Below are 21,004 nucleotides of genomic sequence, written 5' to 3'. Positions count from 1 at the left end.
CCCTTGGGAGCGCCAATCCCGTTACGAGACCGCCATCGCCGCGAACAGCGATTCGAACTCGTCTTGTTCTTCCAGCCGGGTAACGAACCCCAGTACCCGGGCCTGGGCCGTTGCGTCGATATGTGGCGCTGCCATGCGTACGAATTTTCGCTCGAAATCACGATCGCTCATCGGGGTTTCGACGGATCCGGGCCCGGTGATCATCTCACTCACCACTTGCTCGCCTGACACCAGGGTCACGCTGATACGATTGGCCAGGTGCCGTGGGAACAGTGCAGTCAGCGCCGGATCCTCAGCGACGACAATTTTGTCCATCAAGGCAATCGCCGCCGGGTCGGCAATTTTTTCAGCAGAATACGAGCCTATCGTGATGTCGCCATCGAGCAATGCCCGGGCGACGTTGTAAGGCAAGCTGTGGTCCGCCGTTTCCCTGGTTTTGGGCAACCATTTCTCCGGCGTATCGGCCAGCACCCGGCGGTTGAATTCCGAGGTTTCGATGGTAATGGCGGCAATCTCGTCCACCCCGTCGATCCGTTTGCGTAGATCAAGCGCAGCCCAGACCGCCGTATGCAGCTCGCCATTGGTGGGAAATGTCTTGGTGAGGGAGCGGCAAATGGCGTAATCGCCATTGTCAGGCGTACCAAAATGGTCGGTATCCAGCTCGAATGGCCCCGAAACCTGCTTGAAGAAGCCCATCTCACCTTCAAAGACCGGCGACGGCCCCGTCATGCCATGGCGCGCCAGTTGGGCAGCAAAAATGGCGTTGCGTGCGGCATTGGCTGCAGAGCAACCCTTCCAGTCTGACAACGACCCACTGCGCACCTGGCGCATCGCCAGATGCCCGCTCAGGGCAATATTGATCGCTTGCTCAGTCTGGACCATGTCGAGTTTCATCAGGTTCGAAGCCGCCACCGCCATCGCGACGTTGATGTAATTGACGTGATCCCAGCCACGCTTGTTCAAGCTGGCCGCATCCTGCAACCGCATCTGGATCTCGTAGGCCAGGACAATCGCCGAAACCAGTTCGGCACCCGTTGCCCCCTCGGCCTGGGCCACGGCGAGGCAGGCGGGAATGTTGTCACTGGGGTGGCCCGGTTCCTTGCCCATGTAGCCGTCGTTATAGTCAAGGAAGCGGACCATCAGGCCGTTGGCGAAGGCGGCGATTTCCGGCGTGGTTTTTAGATCCGTGCCGAAGACGCTCGAGGATTTCGCGGTGTTGGCGGCGGCGTAACACACGGCAGCCGTTACCGGGTCAGCCCCGTAGGCGCCCAGCACGCAGGCCAGGCTATCGATAAAGCGCTGGCGTACCAGGTGGATGATTTTTGCGGGCAGCCTTTGCTTCCTGTATTCGTGGGCGTATCGCGCCAGCCGCGTAGCAACGGTCGAGTCCGTCATGGTTACCTCAGGTATGGGTGGGTCAGGCCTCGTCCGTGAGGCGAACAAATCAAGGCGCCACTTGGCGTAGGAAGTTTTAATCGACCATCACGTCGAGCAGGCGGACGTATTGCTGGCCGGCATGCATGTCGCGCTCGACCATGCCCCCCTGCGGCGTTGCCCGCGGATAAGAGATCTTGACCATTTCCAGGTCGGGCACGGCAATGCGCTTGACCCGTTCGGGGTCGGTGCCGTAGAGCCTTGCAAATTGCGCGGGGGAAAGTGCGGCGCAATCGGAATAACGCTCAAAGTTCTCGCGCCCATTGAAAAAGATATCGAACGTAATCCAGAACGGCCCCGCTTGTTTGGATCGGACATGCCGACAGACATCACGCAACTTGATCACTGTGCAAGCTCCTGTATAGCCGTCGACTTATCTGATAGATCAATCCATTTCAGACGAACCAATTCCAATGGATCTTCAAGTTGCACGACGTGATTCAACTTGAACTCGAATATCTGCCCGCGAGGTATATCGGCCGGTGTAAAGGCGAACCCATAGGAAGGCAGTTCCTTGCCCATGACACTGGGGTAATGGAAAAAATACGGATTACAGGCTTGAGCAATTGTATTGGCCATTTCCTGGGTCGCGGCAGTGGCGACAAACAACATACCCACTTCAGGCGGGGGCAATGTCCCAACCGCAGGCGCTGCACCCGTGACGCCATTCCATCCGTACATCCGCAGGGAAATATGAAACTCGCCCAATTCCTCGGCCGGTATGGACTGGCGCGTTCTTTTATAGAGGGCTTCGAGCAAACGATCGTGGAAACCATCGATATCATTGAGCATATCGGGATCCTGGATGCCCACCAGCATGATCGTTTGATATAAACCAGCCGAGGCACCTTCCAACTTCATGGTGTAGGGCATTTCTTCCCAGCGCGAGCCCTCCACTCGAACGGCGCGGCCATTCAGCCCGGTATAACGCGCCTGGGCAACATTCAAGATGCCGCCTGGCTCGATCAACCGGAACGGATCGCTGTTCTCGTAGAGCATGTGGGCCGATACGCTATGGGGGGTGCACTGATTGTCTTCGCTCAAGGGTTCGACTTCGAAGCCGTTCGCATCGACACTTAGCAGGATGCCCGACCCAAGCGTCGGGTTGACGGCGCATTGCACGCCGCATTCACCGATTTTGCCGGCGTGCCAAGAAGGCCCCCAAGGTGCGCCCTTCCAGATGGGATAGCAGCCGATGACCGCAGTATCGGTGGAACGACCCGCCAGGATTATGTCCGCGCCAGCATCGAGGGCCGCGAGAAAGGGTTCCACCCCAAGCGCCGCGACAATGTGTTCACAACTGTCTACCGTCGCGTCTTCCAGACTTCCATGAGGCGGCAGCGGCTTGATACGGCCTTCAGCGTTCAGTTTTTTAACGGTCTGTTTGTCTTGCTCGCAATAGATGAGCGCAATTTTTGGCGAAACGCCCAACTCTGCAGCAATTTCAAGGGCAATATCTCGCGTCCAATCCAAGTTGAGATCACCGCCTGCCTGCCCTGCGGTGCCGACAATTATCGGCACGCCGGAGTGCGCCTGGGCTTTCATCAAGATTGTCAGGTCGCGCTTGACCGCGCCTCGGTTGTTCTTGGATTTACCAAGTGCAAGATAAGCCGCACCGCTATCGGTTGAGCCGGCGTCCGTAGCGATGACTTGCGCCCCCGCCGCGAGCCCATAAGCAATTTCTTCTTCGCGAACGCCCGCCCCCAAAGAACCACAGGGAACGATGACTTTTATGCAACCTTCAAATAACTGCCCCATAACACCCTCTTCTTGGCGACTCAGTGCGCCAATAATAGGGGCTGAAACTACGTTGACAAGTGGACAGATTTTGTCCATATAGCCCCGTCCGCAAACACCCTTTCGCTGCAACTTTGCGAGGTTCATTGATAACTTCCGACGTTCTCCATCTGCAACTATGGACGTCTAAACATATGCGCCAAGGCCCGTTCCTTCGCGTTAGGAACGCTGAGTTACTTTAAATAAAACCTCCGTTTCACCGACTGAATATGCCAACTGAACACCGCCTCGCAGGGGTATAGAAAACGCTTCATGGCAGCCTTCGTGGCGCCAACAAACCGTCACAAAAATGGCACCCATAAAAACTTTTAAATAATGCGCCATTTTTCCGACAGGTGGCACTGGCGTCCCATTGCTCCAGATTCGGGGAGAAGCTCATCATCCGCCGGGTATCACTGTGCGTTCAGGCGCTCATCGGCGCTGACACAGGACGTAACTAACCGCATCGCTCGATGGAGCAACATTAGGATGATGACTGTCTATTTTCTTGTCATGACGATCTGTAGTGGCATGGAAGGATGTGTGGAAGAGCGAAAAACCGGAGCCACCTACTCCTCCAGGGAAATGTGCGTCGACACAGCCAGGGAAATGGTGCCGCGCAAAGGCGTTAAGTATAAATGCCGCAGTGAGCGGTTGTGGGTCACAAACGAAGTATCGCCCGCAGGAAGTTACGAAGCGGTCGTCTCTACCAAGGAACAGCCGTTACCCTAAGTTGGCGTGCGGTCTTTTATCCTTCCAGCACCAATGACATGTCCAGATACCTGGCGCACATGAAATCGACGAATGCGCGAACTTTCGGTGCCGCCAGGCGCCTGGACGTGTGCAATACCCAGAGCTGCGCTTCAACCCCCGATACCGTCCCCCATTGAACCAACTCGCCACGTGCAAGTTGACGTCCGGCGATGGATTGCGGAATGAGTGCCGCCCCGCCCCCGGCGATAGCCGCGTCGCGAATCATCAGGAACGAGGAAAACCATAGCTTGGGGACAGGCTCCAGGATCAAGCGCCCATCATCGAGATTCCAGTGGGTCGGTTGGAAGTTCGAGAACACGATACTGGGAACCGGCCTGACCGCACCGGGTGTCGGCTTGGCGATTCCTGGCGCGGCCACGACCACCAACCGGTCCTTGGCGAAACATCTTCCGACCAGACTGCTGTCCGGGCTCGGGTTGATCCGGATGGCCACATCGTACTGTTCCTCGACCAGGTCGACCAACCGATCCTCCGCCACGACATCAAGCGAAACCTGCGGGTAGGCCGCACAGAACTCAGCCCCAATACGCCCCATCGCCAGTTGCGAAAACAACACCGGGGCAGCCACTCGCAAGCGTCCGCGCGGCGTGGACAGCCCTTCCTGCGCCGCCGCCATGGCCTCGATCACCTCGCCCAACGGGCCTTCGGTTCGGGCAATCAGCATCTGCCCAGCCTCGGTGAGCTTCAGGCCACGGGCGCTGCGCTCGATCAGCCGGACACCCAGCTGCTCCTCCAAGTCGGCAATGCGCCGCGACAAGGTAGCTTTCGACCTGCCGCTCGCTCGGCTGGCCTTTCCAAGCCCTTCATTGGTAGCCACCAAGGCGAAATCGATCAGCGCGTTCAGGTTCATGGTGTTCCATTTTTGAGACGATGTGTCTACATATTGGCGTCTTCGTTTTACACCTGCAACAGCCTATCGTCTTGTCATCGGGAAACGCATTCCCTTTATCCCACGACAGGAGATACATATGAGCATCTTGATCACCGGCGCCACGGGCACCATCGGTTCACTCATCACTGCGCGGCTCGCCGAAGCGGGCGCCGAGGTAAAAGCCCTGGTGCGCCAGGCCGGCAAGCGCGACTTCCCGGCAGGCGTCACCGAAGTCATCGCAGACCTGACCGACGTACCTTCGATGCGTGCCGCGCTTTCATCGGTGCGTACGTTGTTCCTGCTGAACGCCGTCACGCCCGATGAAGTGACACAGGCGCTGATCACGCTGAACCTGGCACGCGAAGCCGGTATCGAGCGCATCGTCTACCTGTCGGTGATCCATGCCGACAAGTTCACCAACGTACCGCACTTCACCGGCAAGCATACGGTCGAGCGGATGATCGAAAGTCACGGCGTTCCGGCAACTATCCTGCGCCCGGCGTACTTCATGCAGAACGAGCTCATGGTCCAGCAGACCATCCGTGACTACGGCGTCTACCCGATGCCGATCGGCTCGAAGGGCGTCTCGATGATCGATGCGCGGGACATCGCCGATATCGCCGTCGCCGAGTTGCTGCGACGCGACCGGGCCCCCACTGCCCTGGACCGTGTCACGCTGGAACTGGTCGGCCCGCAAGCATTGACCGGTGCAGCCGTGGCACAAGCCTGGAGCTTGGCACTGAGTCGCGAAGTCGCTTATGGCGGTGACGACGTAGCCGCCTTCGAAGGACAGATGGCATCGTTCGGCCCCGGCTGGCTGGCGTACGACATGCGCCTGATGATGGCCGGCATCCAGACATTCGGCATGCAGGCCGAAGACGGGACGGTCGAACGGTTGCAAGCCATTCTGGGACGCCCTCTGCGCACCTACGATGATTTCGTCCGCGAGGCCGTTGGCCAAGCTTGAATGCTCGGCAATGCGTCGTAAAAGGGGAAGGCTATTGTCTTCCCCCAGTGACGGAGGACGCCCTGGACGAGCGCTTGAGGCTGTCGTTCCGTCAGATCCTGTAATAAATCGTCTCGTATGAAGTGTTGGAAACCGTTGTAGGATTTCTTCCCCAAATTATTTCCAGGTCTGTATGAACACGCTTCAGGAACCTCCCAGTCGCATTTCCCATGACACTGTTTTCCGCCCCCCAGCGCCGGGCACCTTCCGGTCGCAGCCTTCTCCCCTTGTACTGATCGTCCGAGGGAACGCATAACCCATGGAATGGATCGTTGACCCCACGGCATGGCTCGGCCTGCTGACCTTGATTGTGCTGGAGCTGGTGCTCGGCATCGATAACCTCGTATTCATCGCCATCCTGGCTGACAAACTCCCGCCCGAGCAGCGTGACCGTGCCCGCGTCATCGGCCTGTCCCTCGCGCTGCTGATGCGTCTCGGCCTGCTGGCCAGCATCTCCTGGATGGTGACCCTGACCAACCCGCTGTTCGAACTGTTCGACAAAACGTTCTCGGGACGGGACTTGATCATGCTGTTCGGCGGTGTGTTCCTGTTGTTCAAGGCGACCATGGAATTGCACGAGCGGCTTGAGGGCCACGTGACGCAACGCGCCGGTAATGCCGCCTATGCGATGTTCTGGCCCATCGTTGCGCAGATCGTGGTGTTGGACGCGGTCTTCTCCCTGGATGCGGTGATTACCGCCGTGGGCATGGTGGAGCACCTGTCGGTCATGATGATCGCGGTGATTTTCTCCATCGGCTTGATGATCGTCGCGAGCAAGCCGCTGACGAAATTCGTCAACGGCCACCCCACCGTCATCATGCTCTGCCTGGGCTTCCTGATGATGATCGGCTTCAGCCTCACCGCCGAGGGCCTGGGCTTTCACATTCCCAAAGGCTATTTGTATGCGGCGATTGGCTTCTCGATCCTGATCGAACTGTTCAACCAATTGGCGCGCTCGCGTCGCAAGAAAAGCCTGCAAGGCCTGCGGCCGATGCGTGAGCGTACCGCCCATGCGGTACTGCGCCTGCTGGGCGGAAAACAGTTGGGTGCCGATGAAGTGGGCGAAGAGATCGCCGACATGCTGGCCGACGGTGAACACGAACAGGTTTTCCATCGACGCGAACGGGTCATGATCAGTGGCGTGCTGCAATTGGCAGAGCGCCCGATACGCCAGGTGATGACGCCTCGTGCGCAAATCGACCATCTTGACCTGACGGACACCTCGGAACAGATCCGTACGGCGCTGATGCACTCTTCGTATTCGCGCTTGCCGTTGATTCGGGAAGGACGCGTGGATGAGCCCCTGGGCTTCGTCCACAAGAAAGAACTTCTCAAGGAAATACTGGCGGGCAACCCGCCGAACCTGGAAGCCATGGCGCGTAAAGCCATCAACCTGCTCGACAGCTTCACGATCCTCAACGCGTTGGAGCAAATGCGCAAGGAGTCGACCCACATCGCGTTCGTGGTGAACGAGTTCGGCGACTTCGTGGGCCTGCTCACCATGACCGACATCCTCGAGTCCATTGCCGGCGAATTACCGGACGCCAGCGAAATCGAAGGGCCGAACATCGTCCCTCAGGAAGGCGGCTTTCTCGTCAGCGGTGCCCTGAATCTCAGTCAGGTTCGCGAGCATATCGGCTTCCAGGTCGAGGCGACGGAGGATTACCAGACGCTCGCCGGGTTGGTGATGAGCCTGCTGGATCGCCTGCCGATCATTGGCGACACCCTCAGCTGGCAAGGCTGGCGCATGACCGTCGTGGAAGTTGAAGAGCGCCGGGTGACCCGGGTGTTGTTACGTGTCGAGGAGCCCGCTGGATTCGCGCATGATTGATTGTCGGGGCTGCCCCACAAGTGCGGGGCCTCGCGTCCCGCTCATCCGCTGATATAACGCTCCAGGCGCGCGGCCAGGAAAGACCTCAACACCTGGAGCGCAGGCGTTAACGAGGTTCGATGAGCGCAGACCAGTTGGAGCGGCGCAGGCTGGCCGTAGTCCGTCGGGAAAACTTCCACCAGGCGGCCGCTGCGGATATCGTCCACGACATCGAGCTTGGACTTGTAGACGATCCCCAGCCCCGACACCGCCCAACGCCTGACGATATCGGCATCGTCGCTGATGCGATCGCCCATGACCTGGACCGTTTCCATCCCTTCGGGCGTCTGGAAACTCCAGCGCTCGAAAGTCTGTTCCCCCATCACGTAACGAAGACAATTGTGCCGGCTTAACTCCGCAGGGGTCTTCGGCAGGCCATGGCGTGCAATGTAGCCGGGGGATGCGCACACCGTCCTGCGGTTGGAAGGCGCCAGCGCCAGGGACACGAGGCTTGAGTCAGCCAATTGGCCATAGCGAATGCTCGCGTCCAGGTGCTCGGTGAACAGATCGGCCACCTGGTCGCTGACACGCAATTGCAAGAGCACGTTGGGATGCAATTGTTGGAATTCATCCAGCCACGGCAGCAGCAGGTTGCGCCCGATATCCGAAGGCATGGAAAGCCGTAGCGTCCCGGCAATTTCGTCGCGCCCCTGTGCCAGGGCCAACTCGCCATTCCCCAGCGCCTCCAGCGCTTGCCGGGCATGGGTCAGGTAACGCACACCGTCGTCCGACAAACGCAGCCGCCGAGTAGAGCGCACGAACAGCCTCACCCCCAGGCTCGCCTCCAGCCGCTGCACCGCGACGCTGGCCAATGCCGGAGAGATGTCCAACAACCGCGCCGCCGCCGAAAAGCTCCCGGCGTCCGTGGTGGTCACGAACACCTGGAGGTCATCGACTCGAATGATTTTCTTCACGCTGCTGGGTGCTTTTCCGGGTACGGGGTTTTCAGCGTAATGGGAAACATGGCTATTGCACAGCCCGATGCAGGATTCTTGTTTATTGCTTCCCCTCGTAATTGACCATCCAGGCAATCCCGAAACGGTCTTCGAACATGGCAAAGCGCTCCGCCCAGAACGTCTTCGCCAAGGGCATCTGCACACTGCCACCGGCACTCAAGCCGTTGAAGAGCCGCTCGGCCTCGTCAGCGCTGTCGACATTGAGGGAAACCGACACGCCTTGCGGTTTGCCATACGGCTGGCCCGGCGGACAGTCGGAGGCCATCAGGCTGAAATGGCCCACGGTCAGGCAAGTGTGCATGATCAGGTCCGGGTCCTTGGGCATGCCGACGTCTTCCGGCGCCTCGGCAAAGGACATGGAAAACAGCTCGCCGCCAAGCACATCCTCGTACAACGCAAAGGCTTCCTTGCATTGGCCGTTGAAGGTCAGGTAAGGGATGATTCTCATGGTGGGATCTCCTGAGAATGGATGAACCAAGCCGCCCGTGTGGCGGCTCTACGGACTAATCGAATGGCAACGGCTGGAATCGACAGGCGGGTGAAGTTATTTTCGCCCCGTCGTTGGCGGCCAAGGAAACGACAAGCCCTCTCTTGCGTGAGCAACGTCCAGGCCTCAGCGATTCCACTGGAAGCGATAGATGTCCCGATAGCCATTGCCAGGGTCGTACAGGAGCTTCGTCCCGCCGTCGAGCGCGATATTGTCGGCATTGACCAAGTGAACCGGTGCAACGAAGCCGCTCACGGGCTGAGCTGCCAGCAGTCGATTCAATTCATCGATCACCTGCCAACCATGCAGGTTGAGCGGTTCGGCCACAGTGACCGTCTGGTAGTTTTTTTCCTGGATGCGCAAGAACGCCGAAGCGCTACCGTCACCGGCGGACAAAAGGCTGATGCCGTCCCGGGATATCGCGGCGCTGTTCAAGGCAGCAACCGCGTAGTCGAAATAGATATCGTTGATGGCCAGCGCATGAGTCCAACGCTTGCCATGGCGCTGAAGCAGTTGCGTGGTGATTGCCGGCATCTTCTCGCGGCTCTCGGAGATCGCGACATCGCGCACCTCCAACAACGTGCATTCCCGACAGGCCCGGATAATATTTTCCATAGCTTTCGCTTTCGCCATGGCGATGCTGTACCGGGAGTCGGTCAGGATGACCACGCCGGCCTTGCCGCTTGACTGCGCCACCGCCGCCATGGCCGTGATGCGAGCCACTTCGAGCGGGTCGGTCGTGACGTTCATGGCCATCGGCGTGCCGTCAATCGGCCCGGGACGCTCCCCGGCGTGCCAGCCCACCACCGGCACGCCCTTTTCTGCGAAGACGGCTAGCGCCGCCTTGTTTTCGAGGGCATCGGCACCGCACAGGATGAGGCCGTCGGGGTTCGCTGCCATGGCATCGGAAAAGGCCTTGGCGCGCCCGGCCGCTGTTCCGGCGCCATCGAAAACCCTCAGGGTCCAGCCCATTGCCTTGGCTGCCTCGCGAGCCCCCTGGGCGACGCCGACGATACCGCCGTTGCGCATATCTTCCGCGACTAAGGCGATGCTCTTGCCGCGCTGGGCACGCGGGCCGGTTTCAGGACCGCTCCAGGGAACGGCGCCGAGGGTGGCCTTGGCCACCATGTCCTGCGCTTGAGCCACGGTAACCGCAGAATTTTCCTCACCCGTCGAGGTTGGCAGGTTCTGGCCGTAGCCGGGCGTTGTCGTAAAAACACAGAGAAGTGTCACTGAAACTAGCCGGAGCAACCGGGACCTGGTCAAACAGGTTCGATCACCGCGTGTGATGCCGGGGCTGGAGCCGCTGGTGCGATCATGATCTGACATGGCGTCTCTTTTTTTATGGATGCAACGTTTACCTTCAGTGTCCGCAAGAATAGTCGCTTATCCTGTGATCAACCCGAAAGGGAATAGTAAGTTTGTAACATCCTTCCTGCCCCGGTTCTCACGAGAGATGAGATGGCACTTCCTCCATTGCGCAGTTTCAAGGTATTCGAAAGCGTGGCCCGCTTGGGCAGCCTGGCGGCGGCCGCGGTGGAGCTGCACGTCACCGTCGGCGCGGTGAGCCAGCAAGTCAAAGCCCTGCAGGCCAGCCTCGGCGTGGAGCTGTTCGAAAAGCGCGGCCGGCAGCTGGTATTGACCAGCAACGGCCGCCAGCTACAGAAGCGCGTTGCCAACGCCATGGACGAGATCAGCGATGCGGTGGATGCCCTGCGCAGCGGAAGCACAGATGAACCGGTACAGGTCGAAATCACCCTGTCCATTCCCCCGGCCGAAGGTGTGGACTGGCTCACCACCCCGCTGCTGCGCTTCATGGAAGCCTCCCGCTCGGTGCGGGTGAGCGTGATCACCGCAGCGGGCATGCCGCAAGTGGACTGGCGTCGCGCCGATGTCGCTGTGGTGTATGGCACGCCGCCCTGGTCAGGCTTATGGTGGCGCCTGCTACACGGCATTCGCATGACACCGGTTTGCAGCCCGCAATACTTGCGCGGCCTACGTGGCCTGCTCCGAGGCGACCCGCGAACGCAGGGCCTGGTTCGTCCCCACCAGCAGGTAGGAAAAATTTTTCTGGTAATAGTGGGGTTCGCCGATGGCGTAGAGAAAGTCCGTCAGCTTGTGCACCACAAATGCCGGGCTGGCCGCCTCGGGCACTTCCTGCGCCTGAGTGGCGAAAGGCCCACGGAGAGCAGCGTGAAGCATGCAAGGGCGAGGTTCTTTACGAGCGTGCGCATGGGGTGCAGACCTTTTTATTCGAGTGGAAGGGCGACAAGACAATGCTGTCGTGCCTATCTCATCGCCTGCGGCTGCGCCCATCAATGGACGATTTTTAAAGCGGGACACTTCAAGGCAACTAAAGCATCCGGCATAGACATCGGGAAAAAAATGCCGAGGGGCGCGCTCAGTGAACCTGCCGACGCATGACTATGCTCTTGGAACAGACACGTAGCGGAGAATCAGTCCCCATGACCTCGAATCTTGTCGGTATTTATAACGACTACATCGCCTGCCTGAATGCACAGGATTGGGCAAACCTGGGCCTTTTTGTGCACCCGGAGGTGGTTCACAACGCAAGACGATTACGGCTGCATGGCTATCAAAGCATGCTGGAAGCGAACTATCGGGACATTCCCGACTTGCGCTTTGAAGTCGAATTCCTGGTAATCGACCCACCCACGCTGGCGGCTCGCCTGGCATTCAATTGCACGCCGGCTGGGGAGTTCCTGGGCCTTGCGGTTAATGGCGCACGGATCTCGTTCGCGGAAAACGTCTTCTACGGGTTCGAGGGCGGCAGGATCCGCGAGGTCTGGTCGATTGTCGACAAACAAGCGATCGAAGCTCAGCTCCAATCAACGTAGCGGATGCTCCAGGCTGCGAGTTATTGGAGGACTGCAGGCTGCTTTTGCGGGCATCGGATCGGTCCGCTAGCCAGTGCTCAGCTAGAAACCAACTTTGAGACAGAAGCAGCAGCGTCTCTCACCGCTCCTGGTGTGAGACCGCACCACTTGCGAAAAGCACGGTTGAATGCGGCTTCCGAGCTGTAGTTGGATCGCTCAGCGATTGACGCAATGCTTAGTGTGGTCTCCGTCAACATCTCGCTGGCTCGAGCCAAGCGCACATGGGATACGAAGTGCCGCGGCGACATACCGACCGAGGCCATGAAGCGGCTGTTCAATGCCGAGCGGCAAACATGGGCGATTTCGACCAGATCCTGTAGATCCCAGTCCTTTTGAGGTTCCTTGAGCACTGCCGAAATCACCCGAGCGACAGCGGGATCAGCCAGTCCCTTGTAGATAGGCCCCGTATCCGGTTTCGAAGTGGCCTCCTTGAGAGCGATGGTCAGCAACGCCTCGGCTAGCCGGATTGCCGCGGGTTGCGTGACGGACCGACTCCCTCGCTGTACATCAAGCTCGTCATGGATAGCGTTGAGAAATGAACGATGCTTGTCGGCAAACCCCTCGAGCAGCATCGGCCCCGGCAAGCCATTGATCAGAGCGCCTGAGGTCTGTTTGTCGACGAACATGATGACCATGCGCAGCTCGAACAACTCACCGCCGCCGCCATAGTTGACCTGTTGATTAAGCAGGAGGCCAAGTGAAGGTTGGCCTTGGGAGTCTGTTAGATGAGGCTCCACCTGCTTGGCCATCAGGTCACGAATGTCAATGCAAGGCGTATGCTCCGGCGCCATGATCCGATGATGTGTATGAAAGGGCAGCACCAGCATGTCGCCCTGGCAGAAATTCATAGGCTTCACCGGCGCGTCGAACGAAACGACGCACTGCCCTCGGTGGGCCTCGTAGATCACAAAGGTGTCCGCCCCGTAACGGACATCCACACCAAAGGGAGCGGTCAGATTGGCATGGGCCGGCACCGCAGCGGAAAGTCGTATGGAGCGCAGGAGATGATCGAATGCTTCCGAAGGCAGGTAACGCGCCGGATTGGAAAGCGACCACATGACCTCGTCGCGGTACTTGAAGAGTCCTTGATCAAGCGTTAACGGGTCCTGAGCAATAGCATTGGCTAGCTGAGACATACGCTTTCTCCAGCTGCGACAGCAGCGAGGCATCAAGTGCCTGTTTATTGTTGTTACGTCAAACTAACGCACCGTCGCAAGGGCGTCCATCAGCTTTATCAACGATACGCCCCGTCGATTTCCATGGAAAAAGTCGCCAGGCACGCGCACGGCAAAGCCGGCAACTTGGCACCGGCTTAGTCGAAAAAGGTGGCGCAAATGGCCTCAGAAGACTTTCCACCCCATGATCATCACCAGGCTGTACCCCGAGAAGGTGTTTTCTGCATCGTAATTGGCGGCCGCTTTTACCTTGAGTTGGCTACCGAGGCTAGGCAGAAACACGCTGACCACCGGACCGACCGAGCCTGACGAGAACTTGCTGTCGTTGGTTCGCAGACCATCGGGCAGCTTGTCACCGTCGATCTGCTTGGCTTGCTGTCCGGCAAGACCGACCTGCCAATTTCCATAACGTTCGGTAATCGCCCAATCCAGGTTGACCACTGTCCCGGCGTCGAAATCGGTGTCATGGTTTTTTTGCGGCATAGAGTAGAACAGCCGAGCACTGAATTCGGTGCCATCGCCCCCCAACGAGTACTTCGGACCGGTCAGGTAGCTCACGGCCAGGTTCGGCGAAACGATCCAGGTGTTGCCACCGGTATTGACCGGCTCGTGCTTGTCATAGCGTCCCGTGGGCATGGTAACGCCAAGCCCACCACCGACGGTCAAGCCGTAGGGCAACGGCGCCAGTCCGGCGTTTCCCGCCTCGCCCCCGCCCAAGTATTTGCTCCAGAAAAACAGGTCGCTATAGATGTCGGCGGAGCCCGAGCTGCAATGGCGTTCGCCAAAACGAATGCAGCGACGACCATAGCCGTACTGCGCCGAGCTAGCGATGTTGCCGCCGAAGATCTTGGTGTCGTAGACATAGTTGAACCCGACCACGCCGGCCGACGCATCGAAACCGGTGTCGAGCGGCACCTTGTCACCCTTGACGTCCCGGAAGTCATCGGAGGTAACGCCGATGTAACCGGCGCCCATGTAGAGCCCTGGCTGCGGGGGCAGATAAGCCGCGCCGATGTCGGTCCCCCCGATCGGACCACCATAGATGGGTGACTCACCGGCCAGCGCGGTGCTCATCATGAAGGCGGCCGTCAGCCCAGCCAGAGAAGGAACAAAGCGTAGTGTGGGTTGTACGCGCATGGAAGTTACCTCGATTATTATTGTTGTTTTGTTGCATCGGTCACCGGCGTTGGCGACCAGCAGCGAAGCGTCGTGGAACACCTCGCAGCAGCCGCCCGGTACCGTTAACCGCTGTTCACTGACAGGGGAGTTATTGCGCGTCTTGAATCCTCCGTGCGGCCTTCGGGAACAACGCCAGGGCATTGCGGCCGATCTGCTCGATCTGCTCGCGCCGTAGCCCGCTGAACGCCAGCAACTGTTCAACGTTGGCGATGGCCGTGTGCTCGGTCGTGCAAGGCGCCCCGCAATCCGAGCCGTACACCAAGTGTTCGGCGCATGTCATCGCAAGCCCCGCCGACAGGCTCTGCTGCGATCCGGTCATCGCGGTGTCCAGGTACATCGCCGCCAGTTGCTCACGCATCTCCTGTTGGGATATTCGCTGCGGGTTGGGCACCCAGGACTCATTGCCGAGCAGGATCAAGCGTCCCGACAACGCCGGCAGCGCACCGCCACAATGGGCGAGAATGAAGCGGATCGACGGGTAGCGCCTGAACACCCCGGCATAGAGCATGTCGGTGATTACACTGGCGGTCTGATAAGCCACCTCCAGCAATACGCCGGGTCGGGAGAACTGCCCCGGTACGGCGTGGTCAGGGTGTACGAACACCACCGCTGCGCGATCATCGAGCGCGGCCCAAAGCGATTCCAGGCGCGGATCGGAGAGGAATACGCCGTTGTACTGGCAATACACCGCAAACCCATCGGCATCCAATGCTTCGGCTCGAGCCAGTTCACGCAAGGCTGCTTCGGCATCGTCGGTGGGCAGCCCAGCCAGCAGGCCGAAACGAGCCGGGTGTCGGGCTACCCATTCGGCGCCGTGGCGGTTGCTCGCTTCCAGCGCTGCGTGGCTGGTCGGCACCATGCTGAGCATCTGCATGCTGATGCCAACCTTGTCCATGTAGGCGAGACGGTCATCCAGCGACCAGTCCGGTGGCTGCTCACCCGACCAGTGATCCTGTTGCAGGGCCTGCCACATCGCCGAACGTTGTTCGACCGAACGTGGCGGGCTGAAGTGCGCGTGGACATCGATCCACGCGTCGACCAGGTTTTTACTGCTCATCATCAGGATCCCCCAGGATTCAGCCGTGCGCTGCGAGCGCAAGGCCAGGCCGCTGCGGCACCTGCTCGCTATCCGAGGCATGCCCCGTATCGAGCAATTGCGCCATGACCGACGGTAATTCAGCGGTGCCGGCCAAGCTCTGCGCACGCCAGGCAACATGGCCGTCCGGCCTGACCAGCACGGCGCCATCGCTGTCCGTACCGCGCACACGCGTCCAGTAGCCCAGGGGGTCACGCACGCCGCCGAAACGGCTATCGATCTGTATGACGCTCACCTGCACACCTGTGCCGAGCAGGGCTGCTTGCGCTGCCTCGAACCAGGCGCCGCCGCCACGACCGGTAAGCAGTACGAACTGGCCGCGTCCAACCAGATCCAGCGTGGAGATACGCCGCCGCCCCTTCTCGATCCATGCGTGCGGCAGACGCGCGCCTGGCCAGGTCGTTGGCATGTAGGCGACGTCCGGATGACCCTCCAGTTGTGGCTCTTGCGAACCGTCGTCCACCCGCGCGCCAGCCCGATAGCGATACCCCAGCTCGATCCCCAGCGCGTTGAAGGCAGGATCCAGCACCTCCTCTTTGAGCCGTTCGAAACCAGCGCGTCGGGCATCACCTTCCGGACTGTCCTCATGCAGCTGAAGCAGCGAATGCTTGACCTCGTCCGGCGTGGCGCCAGGGCTGACACCCAGGAACTCGGAATAGAAGCGGCCCCAGAAGCCCATCGCCGAATTCCAGGCGCGGTTGACGATACGTTCGCCCACCGGCTGGCGCTCCAGTTCATAGCTCTGAAGCAGTTCGGGCCCGGCTTTGCCCTCCAACAGGAGTTTGAGTTTCCAAGCCAGGTTGTAGCCGTCAGCCACCGACGTATTGGATCCGAGGCCATTCATCGGAGGATGACGATGTACCGCATCGCCCATGCACCACACCCGCCCTTCGCCGTAGCGGGTGGCCCACATTTTATTCATGGTCCAGCGCGACACGCCCTTGATCACGATATCCACGGTGCTGTCGCCGATAGCGGATTGCACCCGATTGCGGAGGGCCTCGGCATCGCCATCGAAGGCCATGCCAGGCGGCAGGGTCCAGCCGGCGATCCACTCGTCCCAGGGGGCGACATTGACAAAGGTGGCCCCGTTATACATGTCGGTAGACCAGAACATGGTGCCCGGACGATGCGCGCAATAACGGGCCAGATCGCCCTTGAACCAGACGTAGATGATTTCACCGATCCCCGCATCGCCGCCTACGCCCATTTGCCCTTCGAACGGCAGGGCCAGCTCTTGGGCTACCTTGCTGCGGGCACCGTCCGCCCCGAGCAGGTAATCAGCACGTACCGTGTAGCTCACGCCACTGTCTACTTCGACAACCGTTGCAGTTACGCCTTGCGCATCCTGCACGAAGGACTCGAGCTTGTGACTGAAGCGAAGATCGGCGACACCTGCGTCCTCGATGGCCTCGATCAACACCGGCTCCATGATGTTCTGCGGGATATTGCACATGCCGCAGGGGCTCGCTTGAGCGTAACGTGTAGCGTGTTCTTCCCCGGCGCCCCACGCTTCGGAGCGATACACTTCCGGGCCTGCCATGGTGGTGATCCAGGCATTGCTCCACATACCCTCGGCGGGTGTCGCCTTGGCCTTTATTGCTTCCTCGATGCCAAGGTCGCGGAAGATCTCCATGGTGCGCTGATTGGTGATGTGCGCACGCGGTGTATGGGCGGCCCCAGGAAACATCTCCAGGAGCATATGCGGAACACCATAACGACTGAGCGCCAGGGAGAGGGTCAGCCCCGCCGGGCCGGCCCCCGCGATCAGCACAGGCGTACGCAAGTCGTACGAAGCCTTCACGGTAGAATTGTTCATTACCGAGTTCCTATTCATTTTGTTGTTTTTTCCCGTAGCGGGATTTGTAGAAAAAGTGCGACCTGAAAATCAGCCCGGCCGGCCATGCGAGGTGAGCCCGCTGTCTTTCAGCAGATCCAGTGCTACGTCGACAATCATGTCCTCCTGCCCCCCCACCATCCGCCGTTTGCCCAGTTCGATGAGAATGTCGAGGGTCTTGACGCCGTACTTCTCGGCAGCCACTTCGGCATGGCGCAGGAAACTGGAGTAGACGCCGGCGTAACCCAGGCCGAGGGTTTCGCGGTCAACACGCACCGGGCGATCCTGCAGCGGGCGCACCAAGTCATCTGCGGCGTCCATCAGCTGATACAGGTCGGTTCCGTGGTTCCAACCCATCCGCTGCGCTGCGGCAATGAAGACCTCCAGAGGCGCGTTACCAGCACCGGCGCCCATACCGGCCAAGCTGGCGTCGACGCGGTCGCAGCCCTCCTCCACCGCCACGATGGAGTTGGCCACGCCCAGGCTGAGGTTGTGGTGGGCGTGCATGCCGGTCTGGGTTTCGGGGTTCAGCGTCGCCTTGAACGCTCGCATGCGGTCGCGGATGTCGTTCATGTTCATGGCGCCCCCGGAGTCGGCCATGTAGATGCACTGCGCGCCGTAGCTTTCCATCAGCTTGCCCTGGCGGGCCAGCTCCTCGGGCGCAATCATGTGGCTCATCATGAGGAAACCGACGGTGTCCATGCCAAGCGAACGGGCGTACTCGATGTGCTGCTTCGAGACGTCCGCCTCGGTGCAGTGAGTAGCCACGCGCACGGTGCGGGCGCCGGCCTCGTAAGCGGCCTTGAGGTCGTGCACGGTGCCGATGCCCGGTAGCAGCAGCACCGCAATACGCGCATGATCGATGACGTCGGCAGCCGCTTCGATCCATTCCAGGTCGCTGTGCGCGCCGAAGCCGTAATTGAAGCTGGAACCTTGCAGGCCATCGCCGTGGGTCACCTCGATGGAATCGACCCGGGCCTTGTCCAACGCGCGGGCGATATCCTGCACGTTCTGGATCGAGTACTGGTGACGGATCGCGTGGCAGCCATCGCGCAAGGTCACGTCGGAAATATAGAGTTTCTTGCTCATGCCGGGACTCCCATCGACTGCGCCATGCGCTCGGCGGTCGCCAGCGCGGCGGAGGTCATGATGTCGAGGTTACCGGCGTAGGCCGGCAGATAATGAGCGGCGCCTTCCACTTCGAGGAAGATCGACGTTTTCAGGCCGCTGAATCGGCCGTGGCCGGGGATGCACAGGGGCGACGAGTCGGGAATCACGTCGAACTGCACCTTCTGCTTGAGACGATAGCCCGGTACGTAGGCCTGCACGGCGGCAGCCATTTCCTCGATGCTGGCGCAGATACTGGACTGATCCGCTGCTTCGCTGAGCACAAACACCGTGTCTCGCATCATCAGCGGTGGCTCGGCCGGATTCATGATGATGATCGCCTTGCCCTTGGCCGCGCCGCCGATAACCTCGATGGCCTTACTGGTCGTCTCGGTGAACTCGTCGATGTTGGCCCGCGTGCCAGGGCCGGCGGATTTGCTGGCGATCGAGGCGATAATCTCGGCGTAATGCACCTTGGCCACGCGAGACACCGCCGCCACCATCGGGATGGTGGCCTGGCCGCCGCAGGTCACCATGTTGACGTTGAGCTGGCCCAGGTTCTGCTCAAGGTTCACCACCGGCACGCAGTACGGGCCGATGGCGGCTGGCGTCAGGTCAATGAGACGGATACCCGGCTTGATGCGGCGCAGAAAGGCATCGTTCTTGACGTGGGCACTGGCCGAGGTGGCATCGAAAACGAAATCTATATCCTCAAAGACCGGCAGGCGGGTCAAACCTTCCACGCCCTCATGGGTGGTGGCGATACCCAGTCGAGCCGCCCGAGCCAGGCCGTCGGAATTCGGGTCGATGCCGACCATGGCGGCCATTTCAAGATACTTGGCGTTGCGCATGATCTTGATCATCAGGTCCGTGCCGATATTGCCCGAGCCGATGATCGCTACTTTGGCGGTTTTCATCAGACAGGCTCCCCATAGGTGAACGACACCGCACCCAAGCCACCGATCTTCGCCACGATGTGGTCGCCGGAGGCCAGGGTGATCATCGGTCCGAGCGCCCCCGTCAGCACCACGTCGCCAGAACGCAACGGCTCACCAGCCGCGGCCAGGGTCCTTGCCAGCCAGGCAGCGGCGTTCAATGGATGTCCCAGGCACGCCGCACCAGCCCCTACCGAGGCGACCGCTCCGTTGACTTCCAACACCATGCCGCAGGTGTAGAGATCCAGTTCGTCGAGCGAACAGGCCTGCTTGCCCAGGACGAAACGTGCGCTTGAACCGTTGTCGGCGACGGTATCCGCGAAGGTGATCTTCCAATCGGCGATACGGCTGTCGACGATCTCGATCGCGGCAAACACGTGTTGCGTCGCGGCGGCGATGTCGTCCGGCGTCGCGGTGAGGCTGGTCACGTCTGCCCCTAGCACCAACGCCACTTCGGCTTCAGCCCGAGGCTGCAACATGGCGTCGCGGTCCAGCACCCCGCCATCGATCAATTGCATGTCTTCGAACAGAACGCCGAAATCCGGCTGGTTCACACCGAACTGTTTCTGCACCGCCAGGGACGTCAGGCCCACCTTGCGACCCACGATGCGGCGCCCCTGCTCTACCCAATAGCGAGTGTTGATGGCCTGCACCGCATACGCGCCTGTCGCGTCATCGGGCGCGAGGCCGTCGCGCAACGGCGCGATAGGGCCTTGTTGATAGGCGGCACGCAGACGCTGGGCCAAAGAGGAATGGTCAGTCATCGCTCTGCTCCAGAAAACCATGCACCAGCGTGTTGAACTCGTTGGCTTTTTCCAGCTGCGCCCAGTGGCCGCATTGCGGGAACACGTGCAGGCTCGCGTTGGGCAACAAACGCATCAGCAGCAAACTGGTGTCCCACGGAATGACACGGTCTTCCTTGCCATAAATCAGCAGCGTGGGGTTCTGCAGTGGCGAGCCGACCAGGCGCTCCCACAGATTGAGCATCGGATGGCCCTTCCACTCGCGCGGTTTGAGAAGATCCGGATGAGTAGCCGCCTGATAACGCGCTTCGATCAGTTCAGGCGTCACCATCGACTGGTCGTACACCATGATGCGCACCGCTGCTTCGAGCTTCTCGCGGCTCGGACCTTCGCCTTGATAGAAGGCGCCCAGAATCTTGATGCCTTCGGTCATCATCGGCGTGAACATGGTCGGCGAACCGCCAGGCCCCATCAGTACCAGCTTTGCGACCAGATCGGGGCGCTTCATCGCCATGGTCATGGAGATGGTGCCGCCCATGGAATTGCCGATGAAGTGGGCCTGTTTCACGCCTAGCTTGTCGAGCGCCTGGGCAAACACTTCCGTATAGAAGTCAGTGTCCTGGTAAGCGCTGAGGGGCTTGTCCGATTCGCCATAGTGCGGCGCGTCGAAGGCGATGACCCGGTAAGTGGCAGCGAAGGCCGGCAAATTGGTCCGGTAGTTGCTCCACGCCGACGCCCCCGGCCCTCCCCCGTGCAGCATCACCAGCACGCGGTCACCTACCTCGGTGTCGTGGTAATGAATATTGAGGCCATTAACTTCAATGAAGCGTGAAGTGGTTTCAGCAGTGTGAACAGTCATTG

The 21,004-nt window shown here is 60.1% G+C and carries 19 protein-coding genes; 4 read left to right on the top strand and 15 right to left on the bottom strand.

Annotated features, from left to right (window positions below; all coding sequences use genetic code 11):
- Nucleotides 1–21: 21 nt before the first annotated feature.
- The 4 genes from J3P95_RS11620 to J3P95_RS11605 all read right to left on the bottom strand — a co-directional run bounded on the left by J3P95_RS11620 (nucleotide 22) and on the right by J3P95_RS11605 (nucleotide 4,834).
- Nucleotides 22–1,395 (bottom strand): MmgE/PrpD family protein, encoded by a 1,374-nt coding sequence (locus J3P95_RS11620; RefSeq protein WP_434577174.1) that lies wholly within the window; start codon nucleotides 1,393–1,395, stop codon nucleotides 22–24.
- Nucleotides 1,396–1,471: 76 nt separating this feature from the next.
- Nucleotides 1,472–1,780 carry a DUF4387 domain-containing protein gene (locus tag J3P95_RS11615; RefSeq protein WP_434563215.1) on the bottom strand — a complete coding sequence of 103 codons (309 nt, stop codon included), beginning with the start codon at nucleotides 1,778–1,780 and terminating at the stop codon, nucleotides 1,472–1,474.
- Entirely contained in the window at nucleotides 1,777–3,318 is a 1,542-nt protein-coding gene (locus J3P95_RS11610; protein WP_434577176.1) for an acyclic terpene utilization AtuA family protein, read from the bottom strand. The genes J3P95_RS11615 and J3P95_RS11610 overlap by 4 nt, the downstream gene beginning before the upstream one ends.
- A gap of 640 nt (nucleotides 3,319–3,958) precedes the next feature.
- Nucleotides 3,959–4,834: a LysR family transcriptional regulator gene (locus tag J3P95_RS11605; RefSeq protein WP_434563212.1), complete on the bottom strand. Its 876-nt coding sequence runs from the start codon at nucleotides 4,832–4,834 to the stop codon at nucleotides 3,959–3,961.
- A gap of 118 nt (nucleotides 4,835–4,952) precedes the next feature.
- Between J3P95_RS11605 and J3P95_RS11600 the strand changes: the two genes are divergently transcribed.
- On the top strand, nucleotides 4,953–5,822 hold the full coding sequence (locus J3P95_RS11600; RefSeq protein WP_434577178.1) for an SDR family oxidoreductase: 870 nt from the start codon (nucleotides 4,953–4,955) through the stop codon (nucleotides 5,820–5,822).
- A 298-nt stretch (nucleotides 5,823–6,120) separates the two neighbouring features.
- Nucleotides 6,121–7,692: a TerC family protein gene (locus tag J3P95_RS11595; RefSeq protein WP_434563208.1), complete on the top strand. Its 1,572-nt coding sequence runs from the start codon at nucleotides 6,121–6,123 to the stop codon at nucleotides 7,690–7,692.
- 41 nt (nucleotides 7,693–7,733) lie between these two features.
- On the opposite strand, the gene J3P95_RS11590 is transcribed toward J3P95_RS11595, so the two are convergent.
- From J3P95_RS11590 to J3P95_RS11580, 3 genes are all read right to left on the bottom strand, one after another.
- Nucleotides 7,734–8,636 (bottom strand): LysR substrate-binding domain-containing protein, encoded by a 903-nt coding sequence (locus J3P95_RS11590; RefSeq protein WP_434563793.1) that lies wholly within the window; start codon nucleotides 8,634–8,636, stop codon nucleotides 7,734–7,736.
- Nucleotides 8,637–8,727: 91 nt separating this feature from the next.
- Nucleotides 8,728–9,135: a VOC family protein gene (locus tag J3P95_RS11585; RefSeq protein WP_434563206.1), complete on the bottom strand. Its 408-nt coding sequence runs from the start codon at nucleotides 9,133–9,135 to the stop codon at nucleotides 8,728–8,730.
- Between the two features lie 165 nt (nucleotides 9,136–9,300).
- A complete protein-coding gene (locus tag J3P95_RS11580; protein WP_434581225.1) occupies nucleotides 9,301–10,302 on the bottom strand; it encodes a substrate-binding domain-containing protein in 1,002 nt (333 codons plus the stop codon).
- A gap of 348 nt (nucleotides 10,303–10,650) precedes the next feature.
- Here J3P95_RS11580 and J3P95_RS11575 point away from each other — a divergent pair, with 348 nt between their 5' ends.
- A complete protein-coding gene (locus J3P95_RS11575) occupies nucleotides 10,651–11,598 on the top strand; it encodes a LysR family transcriptional regulator (RefSeq protein ID WP_434577180.1) in 948 nt (315 codons plus the stop codon).
- Between the two features lie 41 nt (nucleotides 11,599–11,639).
- Nucleotides 11,640–12,032, top strand: coding sequence for an ester cyclase (locus J3P95_RS11570; RefSeq protein ID WP_434577182.1), 393 nt, complete (start codon nucleotides 11,640–11,642; stop codon nucleotides 12,030–12,032).
- Nucleotides 12,033–12,109: 77 nt separating this feature from the next.
- On the opposite strand, the gene J3P95_RS11565 is transcribed toward J3P95_RS11570, so the two are convergent.
- The 8 genes from J3P95_RS11565 to J3P95_RS11530 form a co-directional block, all read right to left on the bottom strand.
- Nucleotides 12,110–13,207, bottom strand: coding sequence for an AraC family transcriptional regulator (locus J3P95_RS11565; protein ID WP_434577184.1), 1,098 nt, complete (start codon nucleotides 13,205–13,207; stop codon nucleotides 12,110–12,112).
- A gap of 204 nt (nucleotides 13,208–13,411) precedes the next feature.
- Nucleotides 13,412–14,383 carry a SphA family protein gene (locus J3P95_RS11560; RefSeq protein WP_434577186.1) on the bottom strand — a complete coding sequence of 324 codons (972 nt, stop codon included), beginning with the start codon at nucleotides 14,381–14,383 and terminating at the stop codon, nucleotides 13,412–13,414.
- Nucleotides 14,384–14,513: 130 nt separating this feature from the next.
- Nucleotides 14,514–15,482, bottom strand: coding sequence for an amidohydrolase family protein (locus J3P95_RS11555; protein ID WP_434577188.1), 969 nt, complete (start codon nucleotides 15,480–15,482; stop codon nucleotides 14,514–14,516).
- Nucleotides 15,483–15,501: 19 nt separating this feature from the next.
- Complete coding sequence (locus J3P95_RS11550; RefSeq protein WP_434577189.1) at nucleotides 15,502–17,340, bottom strand: FAD-dependent monooxygenase; 1,839 nt, start codon at nucleotides 17,338–17,340, stop codon at nucleotides 15,502–15,504.
- 69 nt (nucleotides 17,341–17,409) lie between these two features.
- Nucleotides 17,410–18,447, bottom strand: a complete 1,038-nt coding sequence (dmpG, locus tag J3P95_RS11545) for a 4-hydroxy-2-oxovalerate aldolase (protein ID WP_434577191.1) — start codon at nucleotides 18,445–18,447, stop codon at nucleotides 17,410–17,412.
- Nucleotides 18,444–19,382, bottom strand: a complete 939-nt coding sequence (locus J3P95_RS11540) for an acetaldehyde dehydrogenase (acetylating) (protein WP_434577192.1) — start codon at nucleotides 19,380–19,382, stop codon at nucleotides 18,444–18,446. Before J3P95_RS11540 ends, dmpG begins: the two co-directional genes overlap by 4 nt.
- Complete coding sequence (locus J3P95_RS11535) at nucleotides 19,382–20,164, bottom strand: 2-keto-4-pentenoate hydratase (RefSeq protein WP_434577194.1); 783 nt, start codon at nucleotides 20,162–20,164, stop codon at nucleotides 19,382–19,384. The genes J3P95_RS11540 and J3P95_RS11535 overlap by 1 nt, the downstream gene beginning before the upstream one ends.
- The gene (locus J3P95_RS11530; protein WP_434577196.1) at nucleotides 20,157–21,002 is read right to left on the bottom strand and encodes an alpha/beta fold hydrolase; all 846 of its coding nucleotides are present in this window, start codon (nucleotides 21,000–21,002) and stop codon (nucleotides 20,157–20,159) included. The genes J3P95_RS11535 and J3P95_RS11530 overlap by 8 nt, the downstream gene beginning before the upstream one ends.
- Nucleotides 21,003–21,004: the final 2 nt, after the last annotated feature.

This window comes from Pseudomonas sp. Z5-35 (genome assembly GCF_051131945.1).
Classification (GTDB): Bacteria; Pseudomonadota; Gammaproteobacteria; order Pseudomonadales; family Pseudomonadaceae; genus Aquipseudomonas; species Aquipseudomonas marvdashtae.
Note: the sequence above shows the minus strand (reverse complement) of the source record. Positions and strands in the feature narration are given on the sequence as shown.

Excerpts from the sequence above, each read along its gene's own strand:
- J3P95_RS11580 (WP_434581225.1), bottom strand. The coding sequence starts at position 10,302 with ATGGTGGCCAAGGCCACCCTCGGCGCCGTTCCCTGGAGCGGTCCTGAA.
- J3P95_RS11530 (WP_434577196.1), bottom strand. The coding sequence starts at position 21,002 with ATGACTGTTCACACTGCTGAAACCACTTCACGCTTCATTGAAGTTAAT.
- J3P95_RS11565 (WP_434577184.1), bottom strand. The coding sequence starts at position 13,207 with ATGTCTCAGCTAGCCAATGCTATTGCTCAGGACCCGTTAACGCTTGAT.
- J3P95_RS11555 (WP_434577188.1), bottom strand. The coding sequence starts at position 15,482 with ATGAGCAGTAAAAACCTGGTCGACGCGTGGATCGATGTCCACGCGCAC.
- J3P95_RS11620 (WP_434577174.1), bottom strand. The coding sequence starts at position 1,395 with ATGACGGACTCGACCGTTGCTACGCGGCTGGCGCGATACGCCCACGAA.
- J3P95_RS11585 (WP_434563206.1), bottom strand. The coding sequence starts at position 9,135 with ATGAGAATCATCCCTTACCTGACCTTCAACGGCCAATGCAAGGAAGCC.
- J3P95_RS11595 (WP_434563208.1), top strand. The coding sequence starts at position 6,121 with ATGGAATGGATCGTTGACCCCACGGCATGGCTCGGCCTGCTGACCTTG.
- J3P95_RS11605 (WP_434563212.1), bottom strand. The coding sequence starts at position 4,834 with ATGAACCTGAACGCGCTGATCGATTTCGCCTTGGTGGCTACCAATGAA.
- J3P95_RS11600 (WP_434577178.1), top strand. The coding sequence starts at position 4,953 with ATGAGCATCTTGATCACCGGCGCCACGGGCACCATCGGTTCACTCATC.
- J3P95_RS11610 (WP_434577176.1), bottom strand. The coding sequence starts at position 3,318 with ATGAACCTCGCAAAGTTGCAGCGAAAGGGTGTTTGCGGACGGGGCTAT.
- dmpG (WP_434577191.1), bottom strand. The coding sequence starts at position 18,447 with ATGAGCAAGAAACTCTATATTTCCGACGTGACCTTGCGCGATGGCTGC.
- J3P95_RS11535 (WP_434577194.1), bottom strand. The coding sequence starts at position 20,164 with ATGACTGACCATTCCTCTTTGGCCCAGCGTCTGCGTGCCGCCTATCAA.
- J3P95_RS11560 (WP_434577186.1), bottom strand. The coding sequence starts at position 14,383 with ATGCGCGTACAACCCACACTACGCTTTGTTCCTTCTCTGGCTGGGCTG.
- J3P95_RS11540 (WP_434577192.1), bottom strand. The coding sequence starts at position 19,382 with ATGAAAACCGCCAAAGTAGCGATCATCGGCTCGGGCAATATCGGCACG.
- J3P95_RS11550 (WP_434577189.1), bottom strand. The coding sequence starts at position 17,340 with ATGAACAATTCTACCGTGAAGGCTTCGTACGACTTGCGTACGCCTGTG.
- J3P95_RS11570 (WP_434577182.1), top strand. The coding sequence starts at position 11,640 with ATGACCTCGAATCTTGTCGGTATTTATAACGACTACATCGCCTGCCTG.